At 67.2% G+C, this 24,033-nt stretch carries 24 protein-coding genes; 9 read left to right on the top strand and 15 right to left on the bottom strand.

From position 1 onward, the window contains the following. Positions 1-11: 11 nt before the first annotated feature. The 5 genes from EV138_RS32915 to EV138_RS32895 form a co-directional block, all read right to left on the bottom strand. Positions 12-2,660: a discoidin domain-containing protein gene (locus EV138_RS32915; RefSeq protein WP_133983799.1), complete on the bottom strand. Its 2,649-nt coding sequence runs from the start codon at positions 2,658-2,660 to the stop codon at positions 12-14. Between the two features lie 126 nt (positions 2,661-2,786). After that, on the bottom strand, positions 2,787-3,236 hold the full coding sequence (locus EV138_RS32910; RefSeq protein ID WP_133983797.1) for a MarR family winged helix-turn-helix transcriptional regulator: 450 nt from the start codon (positions 3,234-3,236) through the stop codon (positions 2,787-2,789). A 20-nt stretch (positions 3,237-3,256) separates the two neighbouring features. Next, a complete protein-coding gene (locus EV138_RS32905; protein WP_133983795.1) occupies positions 3,257-3,880 on the bottom strand; it encodes a DJ-1/PfpI family protein in 624 nt (207 codons plus the stop codon). Positions 3,881-3,919: 39 nt separating this feature from the next. Next, positions 3,920-4,795: an alpha/beta fold hydrolase gene (locus EV138_RS32900; RefSeq protein WP_133983793.1), complete on the bottom strand. Its 876-nt coding sequence runs from the start codon at positions 4,793-4,795 to the stop codon at positions 3,920-3,922. Positions 4,796-4,924: 129 nt separating this feature from the next. After that, positions 4,925-5,326 carry a VOC family protein gene (locus EV138_RS32895; protein WP_112239055.1) on the bottom strand — a complete coding sequence of 134 codons (402 nt, stop codon included), beginning with the start codon at positions 5,324-5,326 and terminating at the stop codon, positions 4,925-4,927. A 165-nt stretch (positions 5,327-5,491) separates the two neighbouring features. Between EV138_RS32895 and EV138_RS32890 the strand changes: the two genes are divergently transcribed. Beyond that, complete coding sequence (locus EV138_RS32890) at positions 5,492-6,265, top strand: fructosamine kinase family protein (protein WP_133983791.1); 774 nt, start codon at positions 5,492-5,494, stop codon at positions 6,263-6,265. 63 nt (positions 6,266-6,328) lie between these two features. Further along, complete coding sequence (locus EV138_RS32885) at positions 6,329-7,942, top strand: beta-N-acetylhexosaminidase (protein ID WP_133983789.1); 1,614 nt, start codon at positions 6,329-6,331, stop codon at positions 7,940-7,942. 36 nt (positions 7,943-7,978) lie between these two features. Here EV138_RS32885 and EV138_RS32880 read toward each other — a convergent pair whose 3' ends face one another. Continuing rightward, positions 7,979-8,257: a protealysin inhibitor emfourin gene (locus EV138_RS32880; RefSeq protein ID WP_133983787.1), complete on the bottom strand. Its 279-nt coding sequence runs from the start codon at positions 8,255-8,257 to the stop codon at positions 7,979-7,981. 482 nt (positions 8,258-8,739) lie between these two features. On the opposite strand from EV138_RS32880, the gene EV138_RS32875 reads away from it, so the two are divergent. Further along, positions 8,740-8,943, top strand: a complete 204-nt coding sequence (locus tag EV138_RS32875) for a cold-shock protein (protein WP_012921273.1) — start codon at positions 8,740-8,742, stop codon at positions 8,941-8,943. A 150-nt stretch (positions 8,944-9,093) separates the two neighbouring features. Beyond that, positions 9,094-9,591, top strand: a complete 498-nt coding sequence (locus EV138_RS32870; protein WP_133983785.1) for a DUF6328 family protein — start codon at positions 9,094-9,096, stop codon at positions 9,589-9,591. On the opposite strand, the gene EV138_RS32865 is transcribed toward EV138_RS32870, so the two are convergent. Further along, the gene (locus tag EV138_RS32865) at positions 9,569-10,420 is read right to left on the bottom strand and encodes an LLM class flavin-dependent oxidoreductase (protein ID WP_133983783.1); all 852 of its coding nucleotides are present in this window, start codon (positions 10,418-10,420) and stop codon (positions 9,569-9,571) included. The genes EV138_RS32870 and EV138_RS32865 overlap by 23 nt on opposite strands. Before the next feature lie 97 nt (positions 10,421-10,517). On the opposite strand from EV138_RS32865, the gene EV138_RS32860 reads away from it, so the two are divergent. Beyond that, a complete protein-coding gene (locus EV138_RS32860; RefSeq protein ID WP_133983781.1) occupies positions 10,518-11,309 on the top strand; it encodes a dioxygenase family protein in 792 nt (263 codons plus the stop codon). A 29-nt stretch (positions 11,310-11,338) separates the two neighbouring features. Here EV138_RS32860 and EV138_RS32855 read toward each other — a convergent pair whose 3' ends face one another. From EV138_RS32855 to EV138_RS32845, 3 genes are all read right to left on the bottom strand, one after another. Further along, a complete protein-coding gene (locus EV138_RS32855; protein ID WP_238158532.1) occupies positions 11,339-12,325 on the bottom strand; it encodes an SMP-30/gluconolactonase/LRE family protein in 987 nt (328 codons plus the stop codon). Positions 12,326-12,887: 562 nt separating this feature from the next. Then, positions 12,888-13,391, bottom strand: coding sequence for a DinB family protein (locus tag EV138_RS32850; protein ID WP_133983779.1), 504 nt, complete (start codon positions 13,389-13,391; stop codon positions 12,888-12,890). Positions 13,392-13,436: 45 nt separating this feature from the next. After that, entirely contained in the window at positions 13,437-14,861 is a 1,425-nt protein-coding gene (locus tag EV138_RS32845; RefSeq protein WP_133983777.1) for an AAA family ATPase, read from the bottom strand. A gap of 305 nt (positions 14,862-15,166) precedes the next feature. Here EV138_RS32845 and EV138_RS32840 point away from each other — a divergent pair, with 305 nt between their 5' ends. Further along, positions 15,167-16,159: a GDP-mannose 4,6-dehydratase gene (locus tag EV138_RS32840; protein ID WP_133983775.1), complete on the top strand. Its 993-nt coding sequence runs from the start codon at positions 15,167-15,169 to the stop codon at positions 16,157-16,159. On the opposite strand, the gene EV138_RS32835 is transcribed toward EV138_RS32840, so the two are convergent. Both EV138_RS32835 and EV138_RS32830 read right to left on the bottom strand, forming a co-directional pair. Beyond that, positions 16,097-17,092: a class I SAM-dependent methyltransferase gene (locus EV138_RS32835; protein ID WP_238158576.1), complete on the bottom strand. Its 996-nt coding sequence runs from the start codon at positions 17,090-17,092 to the stop codon at positions 16,097-16,099. The genes EV138_RS32840 and EV138_RS32835 overlap by 63 nt on opposite strands. Before the next feature lie 236 nt (positions 17,093-17,328). Beyond that, positions 17,329-17,793, bottom strand: coding sequence for a glycosyltransferase family 28 protein (locus EV138_RS32830; protein WP_166678840.1), 465 nt, complete (start codon positions 17,791-17,793; stop codon positions 17,329-17,331). 94 nt (positions 17,794-17,887) lie between these two features. On the opposite strand from EV138_RS32830, the gene EV138_RS32825 reads away from it, so the two are divergent. Next, on the top strand, positions 17,888-19,936 hold the full coding sequence (locus tag EV138_RS32825) for an aminotransferase class V-fold PLP-dependent enzyme (RefSeq protein ID WP_133983771.1): 2,049 nt from the start codon (positions 17,888-17,890) through the stop codon (positions 19,934-19,936). Here EV138_RS32825 and EV138_RS32820 read toward each other — a convergent pair. After that, positions 19,914-20,684: a class I SAM-dependent methyltransferase gene (locus EV138_RS32820; RefSeq protein WP_133983769.1), complete on the bottom strand. Its 771-nt coding sequence runs from the start codon at positions 20,682-20,684 to the stop codon at positions 19,914-19,916. The genes EV138_RS32825 and EV138_RS32820 overlap by 23 nt on opposite strands. Then, complete coding sequence (locus tag EV138_RS32815; protein ID WP_238158575.1) at positions 20,681-21,772, bottom strand: radical SAM protein; 1,092 nt, start codon at positions 21,770-21,772, stop codon at positions 20,681-20,683. Before EV138_RS32815 ends, EV138_RS32820 begins: the two co-directional genes overlap by 4 nt. A 151-nt stretch (positions 21,773-21,923) precedes the next feature. Between EV138_RS32815 and EV138_RS32810 the strand changes: the two genes are divergently transcribed. Next, the gene (locus tag EV138_RS32810) at positions 21,924-22,739 is read left to right on the top strand and encodes an LLM class F420-dependent oxidoreductase (protein WP_133983765.1); all 816 of its coding nucleotides are present in this window, start codon (positions 21,924-21,926) and stop codon (positions 22,737-22,739) included. An 80-nt stretch (positions 22,740-22,819) separates the two neighbouring features. Beyond that, on the top strand, positions 22,820-23,425 hold the full coding sequence (gene def, locus EV138_RS32805; RefSeq protein WP_133983763.1) for a peptide deformylase: 606 nt from the start codon (positions 22,820-22,822) through the stop codon (positions 23,423-23,425). A gap of 1 nt (position 23,426) precedes the next feature. Here def and EV138_RS32800 read toward each other — a convergent pair whose 3' ends face one another. Further along, on the bottom strand, positions 23,427-23,993 hold the full coding sequence (locus EV138_RS32800) for a P-loop nucleotide/nucleoside kinase family protein (protein ID WP_133983761.1): 567 nt from the start codon (positions 23,991-23,993) through the stop codon (positions 23,427-23,429). Positions 23,994-24,033 lie beyond the last annotated feature (40 nt).

Here is a 24,033-nt window from a genome sequence, read left to right as displayed (position 1 = left end):
GGAATCATGAATTACGGGTAGCTGACCAGATAGCGTTGCTGGGTGGTGGCGTTGGCCGGGCCGCCGGTGTTGTTGATGACGTTGGCGATCGTGCCGACGCCGCCGAGAGATACCGAGACCAGGTCGTGGAAGCGGACGCCGGGGGTGTCCGGGACCTCGAAGGAGTGACTGGCCACGATGGACGGGTTCGTCTGGAAGAACGAGTAACTGCCGACGCCCCAGGCCTCATGGGTGGTGACGCTGTTGGCGACCTTGTACGCCGCCCAGCCCTGGGTGCTGCCGCCGCTCGTCCAGGCGGCCTGGTTCGGTACGTCGTACGGCATCTCGTTCTGGTAGAAGTACGTCTTGCCGCCGTTGCCGTTCCAGAGCGTCTCGAACTGCTGGTAGTGCTCGACGAACAGGCCGTACATGGTCACGTCGTTGCCGTTGACAACCAACCCGTTGGCCGCGGTGTTCACGTCCCAGCCGACCTGGTCGCCGTGGTCGGCCCGCCAGAGCCACATGTGATCGCCGATCACGTTGTTGCTGTTGACCTGCAAGCTGACCGTTGCCTTGCCGAGGTGCGAGCCTCCACCGATGCGAACGAACACGTCGTGCAGCGACGTCGGGTTCGCCGCGTGGTTGACCCTGGATCCGGGCGGCCCGATCTCGACCAGGACCGGCGTGTTCACCGGGCCGGCGTCGATCAGCAGGCCGCCGAGCTTGACCCCGTCGACGTCAGCAACGGAGATCGCGCTCTTTCCCGTGTCCGGAGTCAGCGTCGCCATCCCGAGCCCGAGGACGACGGTGTTCGGCTTGGTCACCTTGATCGTGTCGGTCAGGTGGTAGACACCCGGCGTGAACAGCAGGTGCTTGCCCTGATCGAGCGCCGCGTTGATCGTGGCGACCGGGGTGTCGGGTTTGGCGACCAGGAACTGGCTGAGCGAGATCGAAGTACCGGCGGCCGGTCCGTGTGACCAGCTGGTGCCGGACGAGTTCTGGCGAAGCGCCGGGACGAACACGTTGTAGCTGCCGGCGTTGTCGACGTACAGGAACGGCTTCTCCCGGATCACCGGTGTCGTGCCGACGACGGTGTGGGCCGGGTCCGGGAAGTGCTGCGGCGGAGCTCCCGTCGTACCGACGAACACCATGTTCCACACCGATCCGGTCCAGCTGCCGAACTCCGAGTTCCGCGAGAACCACTGCTGCTGCGAGCCGGACACGACGGTGTTGTCGATCTTCGTGTCGGCGAACAGGCCACCACTCGCCCAGCCGTCGCCGCCGCTCCAGAGCTGGATCTCGGGCGCGCCCTTGAGGTGCATCCGACGGTACGGCGCTGCTTGGGCGACCGCCCAGCGCTCGATCTGGCCGTTCGGCGGGGTGACCGCCATGTTCTCTGCCGAGCGCCAGAAGTTCTGCGTGGCGTTCTGCTTGTTGTTCGGGTTGTCGCCCTGCTGCAGCCAGTCGGCCTCGACCCGGACGTGCCCGTTGATGTTCACGTCGTCCGGCGAGAGGCCGAGGCCGGCGACCTGGGTGTTGAAGCCGAGGTTGACGTCGGCGGCGTACGTGCCCGGCTTGAAGAGCAGTGCGTAGCGCTCGCTGCCGAACTGGTTGGTGTGCTGCAGTGCGGCGACCTGGTCGAGCTTCGCCTGCATCTGCGCCTGCGGGGTGGCCGGGGTGAACACCGAGACGTTCGGACCGAAGTCGGGGTTCATCGGGTCGGTCGGCGGGATCACGGGGCCGCTACCGCCGCCAGTGGTGTGCACTACGAGCTCCCAGAGTGAGTAGCCGTACGCCGTACCGCGCTGGGTGCCGTTGACTCGCAGGTACCGGCCGGTGCCGGTGACGTCGAGGCTCTGCGTCCCGCCCGTGCCAGTCGTGGTTGTGTAGATCGAGGTCCAGGGGCCGGCCGCGTTGTCGGAGACCTGGAGCTGGAACGCCTTGCCGTACGCCGTTTCCCAGCTGAGCACGACCTGGCAGATCGTCTGTGCGGAACCCAGGTCGACCTGGAGCCACTGAGGATCGGCTGCGGCACTTGACCAGCGGGTGCCGGGGTTGCCGTCGACAGCCGCGGAGGCCGGGGTGCCACCGTTCTCGGTACTCGACGCCGTCGCAGTCTTGCCCTGGGCAGTGTTGGCGGTGCCGCACGCGGGCGAGCCGTCAGCGGTACCGCCGTACACCTGGAACTCCCAGAGCGAGTAGCCGTAGCCGGTGGCGCGCTGGGTGCCGAGCATGCGGACGTAGCGACCGCTGCCGGTCACATCGACGGATTGAATGCCGCCGGTGCCGGTAGTCGTCGTGTAGATCGAGGTCCACGGGCCGGAAGCGCTCTCTGAGACCTGGAGCTGGAAGGATTTCGCGTAGGCGGCTTCCCAGTTCAGTACTACGCGGCTGATGGCTGAGGTCGCGCCGAGGTCCACCTGTAGCCATTGGGGATCGGCGAACGCGCTGGCCCATCGGCTGCCGGTGTTGCCGTCGACTGCGGCCGCGGCAGGAGTGCCGCCGTTCTCGGTGCTCGAGGCGGTGGCGGTCTTGCCTTGCGACAGCAGCGTGTCGGCAGCCTGAGCTCTGCCGCCCGGCGCTACGACGAGAGCTGTCGCGATCAGGAACGCGGCTGTCAGCAGGACCAGCCAGCGCCGGAGAGCCGGAGAGCGCGCTCCGGCCAGCGAAGAAGTAGGCATGAAGGAACCAATCAGGAGACGTGATGGGCGGCATCGTCCTGCAGGGTGAGAGAGCGCTCTCTGAGAGAGTCGTCGGTCAGCCCTCAGGTGTCAAGGGAACGTTCCCCGAGACTGGTTCCGGAACTTTCAGTCGGACAGCTCCAAGGCGTCGAGCGCCTCGGAGAGCTTCGTCAGGGCGGCCACGGCGTCGGCCAGTTGGTCCTCGCCGAGCACGCCGCTGAGCTGGCGGGCGTGCTGGGCGTGGTGTGGGCCGATCGCTGAGTTGGCGGCGCGCCCTTCGGGGGTGAGGGCAACCAGTTTGGCCCGACGATGGGCGGGGTTGTCGTGATACTCGGCCAGACCTCGGTCGACCAGTACGTCGGCGGTCCGTTGCACCGCCTGACGCGTGATGCCCATCTCGCGCGCGATGGCCGACACCGAAAGCGGCTGGTGGAGGACAGCGCCGAGCACCTGCCACCAGGTAGCCGTCAGGCCCGCTGGCCGAGCCAGATGCTCGGCCAGCTCCAGGAACTGCCCGTTCAGCTTGAAAGCGGTCAGCGCGGCGGCGCTGAGCAGTTCCTGTTCGCGCTTGGTCATCGTGCCGTCGGTTCCTCTGGTCAGGCGGACATCAGCTCGTAGAACCCGGCCGGGTCCTTCTTCCCGTACAGCTTGTACCAGGAGGCGAGCACCTGCGGCTCCATCACGTCGAGACGCGCGAGGATCTCGCGGGCGAACTCGACCGGCGCCGTCGCGCTCGCCGTGATCAGGTCGCCGTCCGTCACGGCCGGCTCGTCGCGGTACAGCGCTCCGCCCTTGTAGCCAAGGCTGTCCAGGAACGCCGCGGCGTTGCTGGTGTGAGCACGGTCGTCCAGCAGCCCGGCCATCGCCAGACCGCCCGTGGCGCCACAGATCGCCGCAACAGGCACGCCGGCGTCGAGGAACTCCCGGGCCTTCTCCGCGAACGGCACGAACGCCTCGGTCGCGAAGATGTCGTTGCCCGGCAGGATCAGCATCGCGCTGTCAGCCGGCTTCAGGTCCGCGAGCACGACGTCCGGCGTGATCCGCAGGCCGCCCATCGTGGTGATCGGCGCCGCGCTCGGCCCGACCGTCGAGACCGCGAACCGGCCCGGCGTCTTGTGCCACAGGGGCTTGTTGAGGTGCGCGGTCGCGAAACCGGTCTCCCAGTCGGCGAGCGTGTCGTAAACAGCGAGATGAACAACGGAACGGGTGGTTTCTGACATGACAACAGTTTGTCACTTTGACAACATCTTGTCAATCGCTCACAGCAGGAACCCGAGCAATCGTTCCAACGTCTCGTCCGGTGCCTCTTCGGCGAAGAAGTGACCGGCGCCGACCGCTCCCCCGCTCACGTCGGTGGCCCACTCCCGCCAGATCTCCAGCGGGTCGTACCACTGCGCCACCGCGCCACCGGGATCCCAGAGCGCCAGGACCGGGCAGGTGATCCGCCGGCCCTGAGCCCGATCGAGGCGATCATGCTCGTGATCCAGCGTGGCCGCCGCGCGGTACTCCTCGCAGATGGAATGCACCGTCGCCGGATCCCGGAACTTCTCGATGTACTCCGCGCGCACCTCGGCATCGAACACGTCCGGTCTCGTGGACCAGCCGTCGAGCAACGCACCGACGAACACCTCCGGCGCCCCGGCGATCAGCGTCTCCGGGATCGGCTCGGGTGCCGCGAGGAACGACCAGACCCAATAGCCCAGACTGAAATCCTTGTCCGCGCGATCGAACGCCTCCGCGGTCGGCACAATGTCCAGCAGTGCCAGGCGATCGACCCGCTCCGGATGATCGAGCGTCATCCGGTACGCGCACCGCGCGCCGCGATCGTGGCCGACCACGCTGAAGCTGCGGTGACCCAGCGCCTCCATCACCTCGACCTGGTCGCGGGCGAGTTCCCGCATGCCGTACGGCGAATGGTCGGCCGAGCTGGCCGGCTTCCCGCTGTCGCCGAAACCCCGGAGATCAGTGGCGATCACCGTGAAATGTTCAGCCAGCCCGGGCGCCACTCGATGCCACATCAGGTGGGTCTGCGGGAACCCGTGCAGCAACAACACCGGTGGCCCGGCTCCACCGCGCCGGCCTCTGATCGTCGTACCGGAAGTCGGGAGCTCGAACTCCTCGAAACCTTCGAACAAGACGGCACCTCCGCGCTTCCACTGCCCGTCTCAGGCGAATGCAAACGGACTGGACCAGAAGTGGTCCAGGCAGCAAAAAGGCGCCGGCCGACCCGGGGCGGGTCGGCCGGCGCCACGCAGTACCGGCTGCTATTCCAGGCAGATCCGGAACGGGTGACCGGCCGGGTCGGCGTAGACCCGCCAGCCCCGCTCGTTCTGCGCCGGTGGGGCGTCGACGGGGTCGAGCGGCTCGGCGCCGAGCGCGACGACCGTCGCGTGACCGCTGGCCAGATCGTCGACGATGAGGTCGAGGTGAAGTTGCTGTGCGTCCGTACTCGGCCAGGTGGCGGGTACGTAGTCCTCCGAACGCCGGAAGGCGAGGGTCGAGCCGGGGCCGGTCAGGCTCCGCCAATCGCTGTCACCGTGCTCGTCGATCTCGAGACCGAAGAGCGCTGAGTAGAACTGGGCGAGCTCGAGTGGATCCGGGCAGTCCAGTACCACCGAGCCGAGCCGCCCGGCAGTACTGCCCGGCTGCTCTGCCACCTGCGTCATCTGTCCTCCAGCTTCATGAATCAGGGTCGTTCCCTGCGGCCAGGCCCGTCCTGGTCAGAAGGCCCGGCCGCCAACGATGACAGGTCGGACACCCCTCGCGCATCTTTCGACACGGCTTGTTGACACTTCAGTCGAATTGGCCGCGGAACTGGCAGAGTTCCGGTCATGACCGTCCCGCCCGTCGCGTTCGTGAAAGAGCGCCACGATGCTCCGCCCGGATTCTTCGAGGTCGAGGCCGCCGGCCTGCGCTGGCTGGCCGTGCCGGGCGGCGTACCGGTGGTCGAGCCGCTCGAGGTCTCCGCCGGCCGGCTCGTCACGCCGCGACTCGAGCCGGTACCGCCGACCGGCGCTGCCGCTGACGAACTCGGCCGGCGGCTGGCGATCATCCACGACGCGGGCGCGCGCCACTTCGGCGTACCGCCTGACGGCTGGGAGACGGACGGTTTCATCGGCACGATCGAGTTGCCGCACGCACTGGAGCCCGTGGAGTCGTGGGGCGCGTTCTACTCGGCGTACCGGATTCAGCCGTATGTGCGGACGGCGTACGACAAAGGCACGATCGACGGGGCGCAACTGGCGGTCTTCGAGCGGTTGTGCCGCAGGCTGGAGGCGGATGTGTACGACGATCCGGCGGAGCGGCCGTCGCGGATACACGGTGATCTGTGGTCGGGGAATGTGTTCTGGACCGCCCGCGGCGTTCACCTGATCGACCCGGCTGCCCATGGCGGCCACCGCGAGACGGACCTGGCCATGCTGGGCCTGTTCGGCATGCCGCAGCTGGAGCGCGTACTGCGAGCCTACGACGAGGCGCACCCGTTGACGGACGGTTGGCGCGACCGGGTAGGCCTGCACCGGCTCCACCCGCTACTGACGCATCTGGTGATGTTCGGAACCGCCTATGTCGCACCGGCAGTGGCGATGGCGCGGAAGTACGGCTGAGTAAGGCAAGGAGTTTGCTGAAAGATCTTGACTCCGCCAGTGAGCAGACGAACACTTCCGGTCATGGACCGACATCTTCGCCCCAGCCGTCGGGTCTCGCTCACCGGTCTCCTCACGGCCGCCCTGCTAGCGACTCCCCTGATCGCCACCACGCCCGCCCTCGCCCAGCCTCAGAGCTACAGCCAGGCGGTGCCCGCTTTGATCCCACAGCCCACGTCGCAGCACACCCTCCCCAACCAGACCTTCACACTGAAGCCGTGGAGCATCGTCGGCGTCGATTCGTCCGCCAAGGAAAGCCGCGCTGCGAAGAAGGTGGCTGACCAGCTCACCGCACAGCTGCGACGCTCCACTGGCTACCGCCTTCCGGTGCTCCCCGTGCTGCCCGGCTTCGCCGACATCCGGCTGTCGACCAACGGCCCGGCCTCGCTGGGCACTGAGGGCTACCAGCTGCGTGTCGAGCGCTCCACCGTCACTGTCACCGCCGCCACTCCCGAGGGCTTGTACCGCGGCGTGACCACGCTGCGGCAGCTCCTGCCTGCCAAAGCCGACGCCAAGACGCGGCAGGCCGGGCCCTGGCGTATTGCCGGTACGACGATCGCCGACTCGCCGCGGTACGCCTATCGCGGCACGATGCTCGACGTCTCGCGGCACTTCTTCTCGGTCGCCGAGGTGAAGCGCTACATCGACCTCGCGTCGCTCTACAAGCTGAACAAGCTGCACCTGCACCTGTCGGACGACCAGGGCTGGCGGATCCAGATCGACAGTTGGCCGAGGCTCACGACGTACGGCGGCAGCCTGGAGGTCAACGGGACGCCCGGCGGCTCGTACACGAAGGCGCAGTACGCCGAGATCGTCCGGTACGCCGCGGACCACTACATGACGGTGATCCCCGAGATCGACACCCCTGGGCACACCAACGCGGCCCTGGCGTCGTACGCGGAACTCAACTGCGACGGGGTGGCGCCGCCGCTCTACACCGGCACCGACGTGGGCTTCAGCTCGCTGTGCGTCGGCAAGGACATCACCTACAAGTTCCTCGACGACGTGTTCCGCGAGGTCTCCCAGCAGAATCCCGGTGACATCGTCCACCTCGGCGGCGACGAGGCGCACTCGACGCCGCACTCGGACTACCTGACCTTCGTACCGAAGGCAGCGGCTCTGGTCACCAAGCAGCACAAGCGGGTGATGGGCTGGCAGGAGATCGCCGACACACCGCTGCCGGCGGGAAGCATCGCGCAGTACTGGGGTACTGATGACGAGAGGTCGCAGGAGCTCGCGCGGAAGGCCGCTGCTCAAGGCGCCAAGGTGGTGATGTCTCCGGCCAACCGGGCGTACCTGGACATGAAGTACGACGAGAGCACGCCGTACGGGCAGGACTGGGCGGGACTGGTCGACGTACGGACGGCGTACGACTGGAATCCCTCGACGCTGGTCCCCGACCTGCCGGCCGGCGCAGTGGCGGGTGTGGAGGCACCCATCTGGACCGAGACGCTGGATGACCTCGACAAGCTCGAGTACATGGCCTTCCCGCGTCTGCCCGGTATCGCCGAGCTGGGCTGGTCGCAGGCGTCGGCGCTCGACTGGACGGCCTACAAGGGCCGCCTGGGCGCACAGGGTTCACGATGGGACGAGCTCAGCGTGAACTTCTACCGCGCACCTGAGATCGACTGGCACTGAGCAGTGGGGAGTCCCGGTGCTACCGGGACTCCCCTGCTAGTTCTGCTTCAGAACGCGGTCGACGAGCCAGGCCGCGTCCTGATCGAGGTCCTGCTCGGCCACGGTGAGCAGTGTCGGCTCGGCAGCCGCGTGGTCGCGCAGCTCGAGCCGGTAGGCGTACCGATCGGGCTGTGGACGACCGGACCCCAGCTGCCCCTGATCCAGCGCCTGGGCGATCCGCTCGAGCCGCTCGCCGTCCGGCTCGACACCGGTGTCGAGCTCTCCCTGCGCGACCAACCCGGCGAATCCGCCGGTGCGTACCACTTTGAGGATCAAGTCCAGCCTCCCTCTCAGGTCGAAGCCCCACCTTCGCCTGCCGCGGAACCGTTGTCCAGGTGAGCGCGACACGCCGATGATTTTCTGCCAGGCCGGTGCGCAATTACCCGGCGTACAGACCGGATTGTCCTTCCTTGTCGGCGAACGAAATCGCTTGCGGGAGCGGGGCGGGTGGGAAAACAGCAGGTCGGCGTGGGTTTCGTTGTCTGCCGGGCGGACTGGTCGGGGCCCGCCGCTGCCCGCCCGCACTGCCACGAGCCGGATACGCAGCGTGGCGGGCGGCGACTTTCCGCGACACGTGTTCGCGGTCACCCCCCACACAGCGCCCGAGATCGGCTACAGTTATCGCGTTGCAGTTTTGGACTCCCACTGACTTTTGCTGTGCTGTACGGCCGGTTTCGTCGTCTGGGGCCTTTCGGCGACACGCGGTTCATGAGGTGTGGATCGCGTCTTGTTACAAGCCATCAAGGAGATAGACAACAATGGCTGTCGGTACTGTCAAGTGGTTCAACGCTGACAAGGGCTTCGGCTTCATCACCCCGGATGACGGTGGCGCGGACGTGTTCGCGCACTACTCGGCCATCCAGACCTCGGGCTTCCGCTCGCTGGACGAGAACCAGCGCGTCGAGTTCGAGATCACCCAGGGCCAGAAGGGCCTTCAGGCGGAGAACATCCGCCCGATCTGATCTCCGGATCAGCCTTCTAAGAACTGATTGAGGGAAGGGCCGCACACCGATCGGTGTGCGGCCCTTCCTGTTGCCCTGTGCATGCTTGTCCCGCGAGCGCATAGCCGGTTACTGCTCGTGGGTACAGGCCCCGCAACAGCGAGGAGACCGATGACTGACGACGCACACGGCCGCTATCTGCGCGAGGACGAAGACGCCGGAGAGCGGCTCGACCGCCAGTGGAACGAACTGCTGCAGGAACTGCGGCTGGCCCAGACCGGCACCCAGATCCTGTTCGCCTTCCTGCTCAGCATCCCGTTCAGCAATCGCTTCCAGGAAGCGGACGCGTTCACCCACGACGTCTTCGCCGGCACTCTGATCACCAGCGCGCTCGCGGTCGGCCTGTTCCTGGCGCCGGTGTCGTTCCACCGGATCCTGTTCCAGAAGAAGATGCGCGACCGGATGATCCCGATCGCCGGCCGGATGGCCGCCGGCGGTCTGTTCTTCCTCATCCTGGCGATCGCCAGCGGCGTCCTGCTGGCGATCGACGTCGTGCTGTCCAGGACCGCGGCCTTCATCGTCGTCGGGATCGTGCTCGCCTGGTTCGTCCTGTTCTGGTACGTCGTACCGCTCTGGGTCCGGCGTTCTACCCGCGCAAGCGAGGAATGATGTCGGCGGCAACCTCTTCGAGGACGGCCTCCGAACCGCCGTACACGCCCTCGGCGCGAGGCCAGTGCGTGATGACGTCGGTGAAGCCGAGCTCCGCGGCCCGGCCAACCGCGTCCTCGAACGCGGCAGCGCTGCTGAGCGCGTACCCGCCGTCGTCCAGCGAGAGGTAGCGATCGAGCGACTTCCCTGCCAGTACGTCGTCCAGCCGCCGGCTGAGTTCGGCGACACCGGCGTACCAGTCGTCGACGCCCTTCTTGCCGGTGGTGACCCAGCCGGCGCCGTACTTCGCGGCCAGGCGGAGCGAACGTGGTCCGTTCGCGGCCATGACGAACGGGACCCGTGGTTGCTGGATGCAGCCCGGCAACGTGCGGCCGTTGCGCGTCTCGAAGTACTCGCCCTTGTAGTCCACGCCGTCGGTGGTGAGCAGCTTGTCCAGCAGTTCGACGAACTCGGTCAGCCGGTCGACCTTCTGCCGCGGGCTCAGGTCGTCGCCACCGAGGATGGTCGTGTCGATGCCGCCGCCGGCGCCGATCCCGCAGAGGAACCGGCCGTCCGAGATGTCGTCCAGCGCGAGGATGTCGCGCGTGAGGGTCAGCGGGTGCCGGAAGTTCGGCGAGGTGACGAAGGTGCCGAGCTTGATCGTCGACGTGACCATCGCCGCCGCTGTCAGCGTCGGCATCGTCCCGTACCACGGTGAGTCCTGCAGGCCGCCCCAGGTGAGGTGGTCGTAGGTCCACGCGTGATCGAAGCCCAACTCCTCCGCGCGCCGCCACTTCGGCGCCGCCGTCGACCAGCGGTACTCGGGCAGGATCGTGATTCCGAATCGCATGCCTCGCACCCTAACCGGTGCCTGCTGACCTCTGGGAATAGATTGAGGGTTCAACTACATTGGAAGGAGTAAGACTTTCCCGAGAGGCAGGATCGCCATGACAGTCGAGATCAGCCGGACGCCGGTGCTGTACCTGAGCCACGGTGCGCCACCGCTGGCGGACGACCGCGTCTGGACCGCGGAACTCGCCACGGTCTCGGCAGCGATCACGAAGCCCACGGCGATCCTCATCGTGTCGGCGCACTGGGAGGCGGCCCCGCTCACCCTCGCCGCGACCGAAACCGTGCCGCTGCTCTACGACTTCTACGGCTTCCCCGACCGGTACTACGAAGTGCAGTACGCGGCGCCCGGCGCTCCGGAGCTGGCGAACCAGGTGCGCAAGCTCCTGCAGTCCCCCGGCACGCCCGTGTACGACGATCCGACGCGCGGGCTCGACCACGGCGCCTACGTACCGCTGAAGGAGATGTACCCCGACGCCGACATCCCGGTCCTTCAGGTGTCGATGCCGACTCTCGACCCGGCCGAACTGTTCGCGATCGGGCGCAAGCTGGCGCCGCTGCGGGACCAGGGCGTGCTGATCGTCGGCAGCGGGTTCACGACGCACAACCTCCGGGCGATCAACCTGAGCGGCCGGCCCGACGGACCAGCGCCGACATGGTCGGTCGAGTTCGACGACTGGGCTCGGCGGGCGCTGGCAGCGCAGGACGTCGACTCGCTGATCGACTTCCTGCACAAGGGGCCGGCAGCCGAGATCGCGCATCCCCGCACCGAGCACTTCGCACCGCTCTTCGTGTCGCTGGGGGCGGCGGAGGAGTCACTCGGCACGGCGGAGACCGTGGTCGACGGCTTCTGGTACGGCCTGTCGAAACGCTCCTGGCAACTCGGCTGAGCTGTCCTTGGTCGCCCGCACGCTGTTGTTCAGCGCAGTGGGGTCCGGAAAGTGGCGAGGGTGCGCGTGCCGATGCTGCTGAGCCAGACCTTGCCATCGCGTTCCCGGACGCCGGTGGGCATGCGGAAATCGGGATGCTTGCCACGCAGATCGTGGACCAGCCTGCCGTCGTCGTCGTACGCCTGGATCTCGATGACATCAGCCGCCTTCGGCTTGACCGCCTCGGGGAGGGCCCAGACGAGCTTCCGTAGTACGGGCGGTTTCGGCAGCAGGAAGTCGAGGAGTGCGTTGCGCGGAGAGCCGATGGCGACCCAGATCAGGCCGTCGGAACCGCGCGCGATGTTGTCCGGCAGGCCTGGCACGGCGGTCACGAGCACGGGCTCGGCGTCGGCGTTGGTCAGATCGAGTTTGTAGAGGGCGTAGCTCGCTGTCTCGGCGAAGAACAGGGTCTTGCCGTCGCCGCTCAGCGCGACGCCGTTAGGAAACGGCCGCCCGGTGACGAGTCTGGTGAGCTCGCCGTCGGGCGTCAGGCGGTAGACGCTGCCGGTGCTGGAGTGCTCCAACAGGTCGGCCATCCACTCGGCGACGCCGAAGCGGGTGGACGAGTCGGTGAAGAAGATCGTGCCGTCAGGCAGTACGTCTGCGTTGTTGCAGAACTTCATCGGCCGCCCGTCGACCTCCCCGAGCAAGGTCGCGATCCGGTTGTCCTTGTCGAGCGTGAGCAACCCACGATTGGCGTCACAGATCAACACCTTGCCATCGGGCAACCATTCGATGCCCAGTGGGCGGCCACCCGTGTCGGCGAGGGGCGTGATCGTTTGGCCGTCCGCGCTGACCCGGAGGATCCGGCCGTCGAGCAGCCCGGTGATCACACTGCCGTCCTCGTCGATCAACACGTCCTCGGGCCCCTCACCCGGTAGCGCGACAACCTGTACATCCAGGTCGCGCGGCTGCCGCTCCGGAGGCGCGGGCGGCGGATCCCAACGAACCGGCGAAATGCTCGACTTCAAGCTCATGCCCAGACAGTAACCATCCCCCACCAATCCGCAACCACTCGAACTACCACCCACCCCGTCGCCGCTGCACGCGCCCACCCCGTCGCCGCTCCTTGCGTCGCGGCTCCCGCCCACCCTGGAACGCGGCTCCTCCGTCGCCGCTCAGCTGCGCTGTCGCTGAGCGCACGCGATTCGTACAGGCGAGCTGAGTACCCGGGTCGGTCTGCCTCGTGTATCTCGTGACCACCGCCTTGTCCCCGCGAACCCTGTCGCAACACTCGCTGTCGCAGCTCCACTTGCGGGCCACGAGCACCGGCACGAAGTGATCCGCCTTGGCGACGACGCAGGTCAAGCGGCAACGGAGGAGCCGCGTTCCAGGGTGGGCAGGAGCGCCGACGCAGGAGACTCCGACGGAGTGGGCCGGTAGCAATCGGAGCACCAGGTGCGGCCACGACCCGGCAGTACGAAGGTGGCGCGCCTTGGCGAGAGCGCAGGTCAGGTGGCGACGGAGGAGCCGCGTCTGAGGGTGGGTGGGAGCCTCGACGCAGGAGAGGCGACGGGTGGGCCGGCAGTTGCCGGCTGGTTATTCGCCGGTGGCGCCGTCGAGGTGTTCTCGGAGGAGGTCGGCGTGGCCGTTGTGGCGGGCGTATTCCTCGATCATGTGGGCGAGCACCCAGCGCAGGGTGAAGCGTTTGCCTTCGTCTTCGCCGATGAAGTCGGGGTCGAGGTCGGCGATGGCGGCGCGGGCTCGGTCGACCGCCTCGTCATACCGGCGCAGGTCGTCGGCGTACGCGGCAGGGTTGAGGTCGTTCCAGTCGGCGTCGGGGTTGTCGGGTGAGGTGTAGGCGTAGACGACCGGTTCGTTGGTGAATGTGCCGACGAACCAGCCGACCTCGACCTCGGTGAGGTGCCGGATCAATCCGTGCAGCGTCAGCCGCGACGGGGCGAGGAGGGCCGTACCGAGTTGCTTAGGCGTCAGCCCTTCGCATTTCCAGCGGAGTGTGGCGCGGTGGAAGTCCAGAAACGCGACCAGCGTCTCCTTCTCCCCCGCTTCGGTGGGCGGGTCGGGCCGTCCGTTGAGATCCATGAACCGCAACCTAGTGGCCGCCTCCGACAGACCGGGACGGGGTTGTTAGTAGGACATGGGTGGGGCCAAGCCGGGGGTTGCTTCCGGTGGGGGTGTGTAGGGGGCCGGCTCGGTGGCGCCTAGGAGGCGGCGGGTCAGAGCGTCGCGGGTGGACAGGAGGTCTTCGGCGGCTGCTTTCAGTTCTGCGTCGCCGGGTGGCGAGTCGTTCTCGGCGCCGAGGAGTACTGCGCGGCGTACGAGCTCCTTGGCGAACGAAGCCGTGGTGCCGTCGGTCATTGCGACCACGTCCTCGACGGCCGCGGGGCTCAACTCAAGGCCCGGTCCGTAGAGCGACAGCAGCCGGGAGCGGCCGGGAGCGTCAGGGAGCGGTATCTCGACTGCCAGGTCGACCCGGCCGGGGCGTTGGCTCAGGGCGGGCTCCAGCAGGTCGGCGCGGTTGGTGGTGAGCAGGAAAGCGACATCCGCCTCCTCGGTGAGTCCGTCCATCTCGTTCAGTACCTGGAACAGCAGCGGACCTCCGCCGTACGCGTGGTCCCGCGCTTCCGCCACCAGGTCGCAGTCCTCGAGCACCACCAGCGCCGGTTGCAGCATCCGTGCCAGCCCACATGCCTCGGAGATGAACCCGATGCTTGTGCCCGCCAGCAGCACCACCGTGAACTCAGGCAGCCGCGACAACAGATACCGCACGGTGTGCGTCTTCCCGGTCCCCGGCGGCCCATACAGCAGTACGCCGCGACGTAGGTGCTGACCGGCTGCGAGCAGCACCTCGCGGTGCTCCGCGATGCCGATCACCTCGCGCTCGACGCGTTCCAGTACGCCGTCCGGCAGTACTACGTCGTCGCGAGAGATCTCCGGTCGCGCGTGCAACCGGAACGGCCCGACGCCCCGCTCGAACTGGTGCCCTTCGAACGAGACCACCTGCCCGCGGAAGACGTTGTGCTCGAGGATCAGCGCGGGCAGCTCCCCGAGGAAGCGCTCTCCGGCTTCCTTGCTAGTAGCAACGACCTCGAGTTGCACCGTGGGCCGCCCGTACTGCGGGTTGGCGGCTCGCAGCAACGCGACGTACCGGTCGTCGCCCTGACTGGCCAGGTAGAACCCGAAGGCGACGCAATCCATCTCCTGGTCGACGGCGATCGAGATGCGCTGGTAGTCGACCGCGCCGATGCCGTACCGGCGGTGGGCCGAGACCTCCAGCAGCTCGGAGAAGGTGTAGTGGCCGCGATCGGATCCGGCCAGGCCGACCACCTCGAAGCTGTCGAACCACGCCTCGACGGCGAGCTGGACGTTCGGCAGATCGAAGGACGGGAACGACGCGGCCACCACCGGCAGCTCCTCGGGATCCATGCCGAGATACGCCAGCAACCGCTCTCTGAGGCTCTCCCGCGGGTTCTCGGACGGAGGATTCTGCATCCGTTCCAGAAACCCGTTGAACAGCCTCGCGAACTCCGCAACCTCATCCGGTTCGTCCATCGACACCCCTCGCTTGAACCCAGGTGACCGCCACCCGGGTTCAAGCGTCGCCGCCCGGAGGGTCAGCCGGCAGAGCGCCAACTGGACGGCAGGCCAGTGATGCCGATGCATGCCGTTGCTGTCCATCAGCCAGATCGTCGGCCTGACGCCAAAACCGGGGATATCGACGTTGTAGGTGCCGGCCCCTCGGAGCCGTCCGCGGCGACCGTCCAGGCTCGATGCGCTCGAGATCGGGGAAGTTGCGGCGTGGTGGGCTTACGCTGAGCGAGAGGGTCCGGGGGGACTCGCCGACGGAGGGGGATCTGATGCGGCGTGCAGTGGTGACCGGTGGGGCCGGGTTTCTCGGGTCGCATCTGTCTGAGCGTTTGCTGGCCGACGACTACCAGGTCGTCGCTCTGGACAATTTCGTCACCGGTAGTCCGGCCAATGTTCAGCATCTGCTGGAGTCGCCGGACTTCCGGCTCGTGCGCTGCGACCTGGTCGATTACATCCACGTACCGGGACCGATCGACCTGGTCCTTCATTTCGCCTCACCGGCAAGTCCGGTCGACTACCTCCAGCTGCCGATCGAGACGTTGACCGTTGGCGCCATCGGCACCCTGCACGCTCTCGGACTCGCCCGGGAGAAACGCTCGCGGTTCATCCTCGCGTCCAGTTCCGAGACGTACGGCGACCCACGCGAGCACCCGCAGCGCGAGGACTACTGGGGTCACGTGAACCCAGTAGGACCGCGGGGTGTGTACGACGAGGCGAAGCGGTACGCCGAGGCGCTGACCATGGCGTACCGGCGTACGCATGGGGTGAACACCGGCATCGCGCGGATCTTCAACACGTACGGCGAACGCATGCGCCCCGATGACGGTCGAGCGATCCCGGCCTTCGTCACGCAGGCGATCCGGGGTCTGCCGTTGACGATCGCCGGCGACGGCAGCCAGACCCGGTCCGTGCAGTACGTCGGCGATCTGGTCGAGGGAGTCAGCAGGTTCGCCGCCTCCGATCACCCGGGCCCGCTGAATCTGGGGAACCCCGACGAGCTGACCGTTCGGGACATCGCCACCCGGGTTCGCGAGCTGGTGGGGTCGACGTCCGAGCTCGTGCACATCCCACGCCCCGAGGACGACCCGATGGTCCGCCGGCCGGACATCAGTCTGGCGACCAAGGTCCTCGACGGCTGGGAACCGCAGACAGGTTTCGACGAAGGCATCACGCGAACGATCACGTGGTTCAGGCAGGTGCTAGCCACGAACGGCGGTGAGGAAGAGGTTGGCCGATCGGAAGAGCGAGCCGTCCACCCGTAGCGGGAGATCGAAGAGAACGCGTGCTCGCTGCGGCGCCAGCAGCGCCGGAATCTGCAGGAATCGCCAGAACAGATTGGCGCCGTCCCGCGACTGTGGCTGAAACCCTGCCTGCCCAAGCATTTCAAGCAGCTCAGCAGGCCGGTAGTTCGTGTGCTCGTCGCGCTCCCAAGCCATGTCACCGCGCAGCCCGTCCGACGAGTCCTCGAACCGCTGTCGATAGACCTCCCGCCCGAACCGCGCCGCATAGACCGTCCGATGGAGCCGAGGCATTCGCAGCTTGGCGTTGTCCGGATCGAGGAACGAGAACACATGCTGCGCCGGCACCGTCAGCACCAGCAGCCCACCCGGCCGTAGTACACGATGAACTTGCGCAAGGGTTGAACGCTCATCGCGGGTGTGCTCGAGCACGTCCAGCATGGTGACCGAGTCGAAGGACGCATCCGCGAAGGGCAGCTCTTCACCCACCCGCACGAGAGGTCGATCACCTGGACATGAGGCCAGATAGGCGGGATGTGGGTCCGCACCGACCACCTGCAGCGCAGTACGGTCCGCAAGCGCAGACAAGAAGGTTCCGTCACCGATCCCGAGATCGAGATGACGCCCCGTCCGCGACCGCAGCTGCTCGAAAGCCCAGGCATAGCGAGCAGTCGGGTGCTTCTCGAAAACGTTGTCAGGAGCAACGGGACGAACAGCCAACGACATAACGGCTTCCAGCGCGGTTTCGTTGACTTCAGCAAGTGGTTTCATTGCCGCCAGCAACTGCTGCTCCCGCCGCGGATGCTCCGCTACCGCCCGGCCGAGCTCCGACAAGTCGCCCCACAAGGCGATGACGCGACCTCGCGGCTCTTCGGCGCGAAGGTACTCGACCTGGTGATCGTTACGCATCTCACCGCGCGAAGCCTCCCGGGCGATCGCGATCGGCACCTTGCCCATCCGTTCCACGAGTCGCACTGTGTTGCCCGCATGGGTGATCACCACATCGGCCTCCGCGAGGCGTCGTACCGTCTCCTCGTAGCCGATGAAAGGAGCGGACGAGCACGGCGGCACCACCGTCGACGTACCGGTCTGCATGAAGACCTCATGATCGCCGCACAACGACGAGCTGGCCGCGATCAGCCGGTCGAACGGCCACGGCCCCATCCCGACCGTGACGAAGACACTGAGCCGGCTCAATAGAGTTCACCGACGTTCACCGCGCGACGGTGCCGCGCCAGCAACTCAGGATGCTGAACCACCACCTGGCTCGCCAACGCGGCGCAGAGCCGAGCCGCCAGACCGGGCTTGCCGATCACGTTGAACGTCTCTACCCACACAGCCGGTACTCCGGCCAGGCGCGCGGCCAAGAAGTAGGGCACGGCCACGCCGCTCCCCGCCGAGACAACCAGCTCGATTCGGCCACCGCGCAAGGCCGATCGGGCGCGCAACACCGCCCGCACAAGCGCACCGACGTCGCGAGGCCGAAGCTCGGGCTCCCAGCGAACCTCGTACGCGGCCAGCAACTCGGCCGTATCCGGTGCCTCCACCGCCACCCACGACACCTCCTGCGTGCGCCACCACGGGCGCAACGCAAGCACGTCGAGCAGGACTCCCCCACTGCTCGACACCAACAACGTCCGCCGGCCCCCCTGCGTCATCCCGTCATGGTAATCGGGATCGGCAACGGTTACAGTTCCCGGAACGCGGCATCGGGGGGCCGGCCGCGGTTGGGGATCCAGGGGGAACCGAGTCATGGCCAGAAGCCATCCGGTGGTGCTAGTCGGTGGATCGGGATTCGTCGGCTCAGCCGTGCGTGACCGCGCCCGTACGTCGGGTCGCCAGGTCATCGTCGTCGATCGGCGGCCGCCTTCGGACGGCACCGAGTTCCACCAGCTCGAGCTGCTGACAGACCCGCCCGAGCTTCCCGACGGACGTGTGGTTCTGCTGGCCGGCAACAGCGATCCGCGCTCGGCTCACCCTTGGCGGCTCGTGCTCGACAACGCCTTGACCACCGCCAGGTTGCTGCCCGCCCTCGCGGGCAAGGACGTCACGTTGGTCTCGTCCGCCGAGGTCTACGGGACCGCATCGCCGCCACTGGCCGAGCACACGGCTGGTGAGCTTCCGCTGGATGACGCCGCCCTCGCCGACTGGTGCGAGAAGGCGATCCAGCTCGCCCGCAATCCCTGCCCACCCTGGATCGCGGCGGCGTTGTGCCGTGAGCTTGCCGAAGCCGACCCGTCCGGTCGCTGGGTCTACGGCCTGGCGAAACGAGCCCAGGAACTCCTCGTCGCCTCCGTGGTTCCGGCCAACCGGCTGACCATCTTCCGGGCGGCCAACCTGTTCGGCCGAGGTCAGGACAGAGTCGTTGCCCGCGTCACCCGACGAGCTCTGGTCGGCCTGCCGATCCGCGTCACGGACAGCGTCCGGACCTTCGTCGCCGCGAGCGACCTGGCCGACGCCGTACTGCGGGACGACGTGGCCGGCCTCGTCAACGCAGGCACCGGCAAGCTGCGCCTCATCGACCTGGCCAAGCTCGTGCTCGACGAACTCGACCTCGACGTACCGGTGCAAGTCGTGCCCTCACCCGCCGACGACAGCAGTGGCGAACTCGACGTCAAACCGTTCCTCCGCATGCTCGATGTGGTCGAGGACGAACATCTCCACTCAACGTTGCGCACCTTCGTTCGCTACCTGGCCAACGAGGCCGAGCCTCACCTCCAACCTCTTCCGGTGGTCATCCCGCCACTCCCGTTCGCCCCGGATGTCGTTGCCGCACGATCCGCCGCGGCGCTGCAAACCGGCGTACTGAAGAGTGGTGGCCCTCTGACCACGAGGCTCACCGAGTTGCTGGCGGCGCGACTTGAGCTGACCGATGAGCAGACGTTGCTGGCAACAGCATCGGGTACTGCGGCGCTGCGCCTCGCCGTACTGGCCGTCGCGGGATCGGCGTCGCCGGGGCAGGTCGCCGTACTGCCGTCCTTCACCTTCGTCGCAACTGCTGAAGCAATAGCCCAACTCGGCTACAGACTCCGTTTCTGCGACGTCGATCCGAAGACCTGGACCCTGGATCCGGACTGCCTCGAAACCGCCTTGTCGCAGGGCGATGTGAGCCTGGTCGTTGCCGTCGACACCCTTGGTGCGCCGGCCGATTACCCGGCAGTTCGCACCATCTGCAACCGGTACGGCGTACGCCTGGTCGCCGACTCCGCCGCGGCCCTCGGCAGCATGTCCAACGGCCTGCCGGTCGGCACCCAGGCCGACGCGCACTCGTTCTCGATGAGCTTCGCCAAGGTGGTGTCGGCTGCCGGCGCCGGCGGCTTCGTCGTCATCCCCACCGATCGCCTGCACAAGTTGGTCAGGCCGATCGACTGGACCCGGTCGTCGCTGCTCGGCGAAGTACATGCCGCCGCCGCGGTGGATCTGGTGGAGCACCTCGACGTTCTCGTCGAAAGGCGGCAGCGAGTGGCCGAAGCCTATGCGGAGCTAGCGCCGCTGGCGGTTCCCCAAGAGGTGAGGGCCGGCGACCAGCACGCGTGGGTGCACTGGGTGGCCCGGTTCCCCGACCGTGATCGACTGGCCGCGGAACTCGGCCGCCGAGGTATCGGCACCAAGCCGTACTACGCGCCTGTGCTGCATCGCGAGGACTGGCACGGTCTGGCCGAACCATCCGTCGAGCTACCGGTCACCGAAGCGCTGGCCGACGAGGTGCTCGCCCTGCCCATGTCGTCGGAGCTCAACCCGGCCGACGCCGAGCGCGTGGTCTGCGCAGTACTGCGAATCATGCAGTCCGGCGACCGATGACCAGCAATTGCTTGCCGAGATCGGCGAGGTCTCGACAGTTCGCCATCGCGCGCTCCTGGTCGAGTTGTCGGCCGTAGTCGGCGCTCAGAGCAGCGATCAACTCGTCGCGGCCGATGAGACTGGCGCCGACCAGCAACCCCGAAGTACTGAGCACCTCCAATCCTGCCTGTTTGAAAGCGTCCCCCAAGGTGTCGGCGTCGAGTAGGTGGAGATCGGCCTCCTGGTCATCGATGCGCCAGACACCAAGCCGGGTGTCCAGCCTTTGCATCGCCTCGCTGGTCCGGCCGGCGCGCATCAACTCGACCACCAGGCCGAACAGTGAGTCGACCAGCACGCAGAGCACGCCGCCCGGCTTGAGCCAGGTGGCGCACAAGGCAATGGCCGCGGCCGGATCGGCCGTGTACTGCAAGGAGCCCATGGCAACGACAGCGTCTGCCACCCCGGTCTCCAACTCGACCTGCTCGACCCGATCGCGAAGCAGGGTGAAGCTTTCACCTTGCAGAAGGGCGGCCCGGTCCGACATCCCGGGCGCTGGTTCGATCCCGATCACCCAGTGACCCTGGTCGACGAACCGGCGCGCCCACCGGCCGACGCCACACCCGACATCGATCACCAGACCAGGCGCCGTACCGATGGCCTCGCAGCAGGCTTCCCACGCCAGGTCGTCGTAGGCCTTGCGATGTGGCGCCGTGAAGTGATCCTCGTACGTCGGCGCGAGCGCGTCGTACAGGTCGGCCGATGACCTCATGAAGCCGCGAGGCTGCGCAGACCCGCATGCCAGAGCAGGTTGTCGAGGTGACTGCTCGGCCGCCAGGCGAGATTCAGCGCATAGTTGCTGCCGCACCCTTTGCAGTCCTTGGCGAAGAACCGGTCGTGGTCGTCGCGATAGCGCCGGCTGTCGATGATCTCGGCGATCGGCTTGTCCCGAACGTTGTCGTGGGCATCGTGTGCCCAGCAACCACCGACCTCGCCGGTGGAATGGATCATCAGCTTGAGCTGCGACTCGGCACACGGCAGGTCCTGCTGCAGGACGTCGTCGAAATGCCTTCGCAGGTAGGAAAGCTCGGAGAAGTGCGGCAGAAAGCGCCCATCGGCCCGCAACAACTGCTCCACCTCCGCGAGCACCGCGTTGATCTGCTCGGTGCCGATCCTGGTCTCCAACGTCACCTGGCCGGCCCGGAACAAGAAGGTGCGGTCGGTCGCCAGGTTCAGGTAGAGCTGGACCTTCAACCGTTGTGCGAGCCGCATCATGTCCGGGAGCGACTCGATGTTGGAGCGCATCACGGTGAAGTTCATCCGGACCCGGAGCTTCAGCCGGGCGCGCTCCTCGACGAGTTCGGTCAGCCGTCCGATCGTCTTGTCGAAGGAGCCGTCGACGCCGCGGACCCGCTCGTGGATCTCGGCGTCGGGACCGTCGACGGAGATGTTGAAACTACGGACGCCCGCGTCGAGGACCGCGGTACGGCGTCTTTCGTCGAGCAGCACCGCGTTGGTGTTGACGTGCAGATTGCGGATGCCGCGGCTGTACGCGTAAGCCATCAGCTCCGGGGCGTCCCGGCGCAACAGCGGCTCGCCGCCGGTGAAGTTGGCCTTGACGATGCCGAGCGCGGCGAGCTGGTCGATCACGTCGCGCCACTCGGCGCCGTCGAGCTCCTTGCGGGTGACAGTTCGCCAGCAGGCACAACTGACGCACTTCAAGTTGCAGTTGTCGGTCAGGAACAGTTCCGCCGCCAGCGGCTTGACGTGCAGGCCCGGACGGAGGTGTTCCTTGACGGCGAGCCTGCTGAAGAACACGGCAAGCCTGGCCCTGTCCGCCCAGGGCCGCACGGGCAGCATCCGCACGGCTACCGCCCACCCAGTCGATCTTTGCGCATGCTGAAGGCCCCTCCCCCTCGACAGCTACATCGACGGTAGACCAGATCCGTTACGGGCGCCCGGATCGTGACCGTACCGGAGGATCCTCCGCAACGGCGTATAGGCTCAGGTCATGACATCGACCGACGCAACGCCCCGTCCGTACAGCGCCTTCCCGGTCCGGATCGGCCTCCAGGTCCAGCCCCAGCACGCCTCGTACGCCGACATCCGGCGCACCGTCGCGGCCGCCGAGGAGATCGGGGTCGACGTGGCGTTCAACTGGGACCACTTCTACCCGCTGTCCGGTGAGCCCGACGGCCTGCACTTCGAGTGCTGGACGATGCTGGCCGCGTGGGCCGAGGCGACCGAGCGGGTCGAGATCGGCGCGCTGGTGACCTGCAACTCGTACCGCAATCCCGACCTGCTCGCCGACATGGCGCGCACCGTCGACCACATCAGCGACGGCCGGCTGATCCTCGGGATCGGATCGGGCTGGTTCGAGCGTGACTACGACGAGTACGGCTACGAGTTCGGTACTGCGGGCGGCCGGCTCGACGCGCTCGGCGAGGCGCTGCCGCGGATCGAGCAGCGCTGGACCAAGCTCAACCCGGCTCCGACCCGCGACATCCCGGTGCTGATCGGTGGCGGCGGTGAGAAGAAGACGCTGAAGCTGGTCGCCCAGCACGCGAACATCTGGCACGGCTTCGGCGATGCCGAGACGATCGCGCACAAGCACGCCGTACTGGACGAACACTGCAAGACGATCGGCCGCGACCCGGGCGAGATCGAGCGCTCCACCGGTGTCGGTACGAAGACCCCGGACCAGATCGGCAAGTCGCTCCTCGACGTCGGCACCCGCCTCTTCACCGTCAGCGTCTCCGGCCCCGACTACGACCTCGGCCTCCTGCGCGACTGGGTCGCCTGGCGCAACGAGGTCAACAACGCCTGACCACGTCCTCCCTCTCCGCCGGCATTCGCTTTCGGGGTGCTGGCGGAGAGTGGCCGGGGTGGCTGGATAGGATTTCCGGCATGTCTACGCTGCCAACGAACGGTTCCGTGCTGCCGATCACCCGGTGGGGTGAAGAGCCGATGCACCACCTGAACAAGCCCGTCACCGAGTTCGGCGAGGAACTGCACCAGCTGGTGGCCGACATGGTCGCGACCATGAACGCTGCCGAGGGTGTTGGGCTGGCCGCGAACCAGGTCGGCGTCGACCTGCAGCTGTTCGTCTTCGACTGCCCCGACAAGGACGGCAACCGCCACCAGGGCGTCGTCTGCAACCCGAAGCTCGAACTCCCCGAGGGCAAGGACCGCAAACTCGACGAGGGCGAGGAAGGCTGCCTGTCACTGCCCGGCGCCTTCACCAAGTGCGCCCGCCCCGACTGGGCCCGCGTCACCGGCGTCGACGAGAACAACAACCCGGTCAGCTACGAAGGCACCGGCCTGCTCGCCCGCTGCCTCCAGCACGAAACGGATCACACCCAGGGCACCGTCTTCGGCGACCGCCTCTCCCGCAAGTACCGCAAACGCCTCTTCGCCGAAGCCGAGGAACTGGCCCCCGACTACCCCGCCGACTGGCCCGTCTCCCCCATGCTCAACTCCGAAGAACACTCCGACGAGGGCCTCAACGCCTGACTCACCAGCGGGCGGCCTCGAGGTCGTCCGCAAGGATCGCAGCAACCGATTCCTCGGCGGTCTGGCCGGTGGTGTCGAGCCACAGACCTCGTCGCGGGATGTCCTTGAGGCCTTCCTGGAGTGCCCGTACGGCGTCGGCCAGGGTCATACCCGGGCCTTGCCAGTCGCGGTAGGAGTTGGAGCCGCGGGCGAGTTCGCGGTCGACGATCGACTCGACGGATGGCGTCAGTACGACCAGGTACGGCTCGGCCACGCCATCGAAGGAGTCGAGCCAGCGGGCGACGTACTCGCCGAGGATGATGTCCGAGCAGACGAAGTCGAAGCCGGCCTCGAGATAGTGGCGGGCCACGAGGGCGCTGGCGTCGTACCGGAGTTGGAGCTGGCGAAGTGCTTCCGGGGACGGGTCGGGCGTCATCCCGGCGGCACCCGCGACGACCGCGTGGTAGAAGACATCTCCGTCGACAGTGGCGGCCGGTGGGCCGAGGCGGCCGGCCAGCAGCGGGGCGATGGTGGACTTGCCGGCGGCCTGCATTCCGGTGATCAAGACGACTTTCTGCACGCTGGTCATCTCATCACGGCCGTCCAGCGCATTTCGGCCGATAAGCTGC

The sequence above is a fragment of the Kribbella voronezhensis genome, assembly GCF_004365175.1.
Taxonomy (GTDB): Bacteria; Actinomycetota; Actinomycetes; order Propionibacteriales; family Kribbellaceae; genus Kribbella; species Kribbella voronezhensis.
This window is presented reverse-complemented; position numbering and strand designations above follow the sequence as displayed.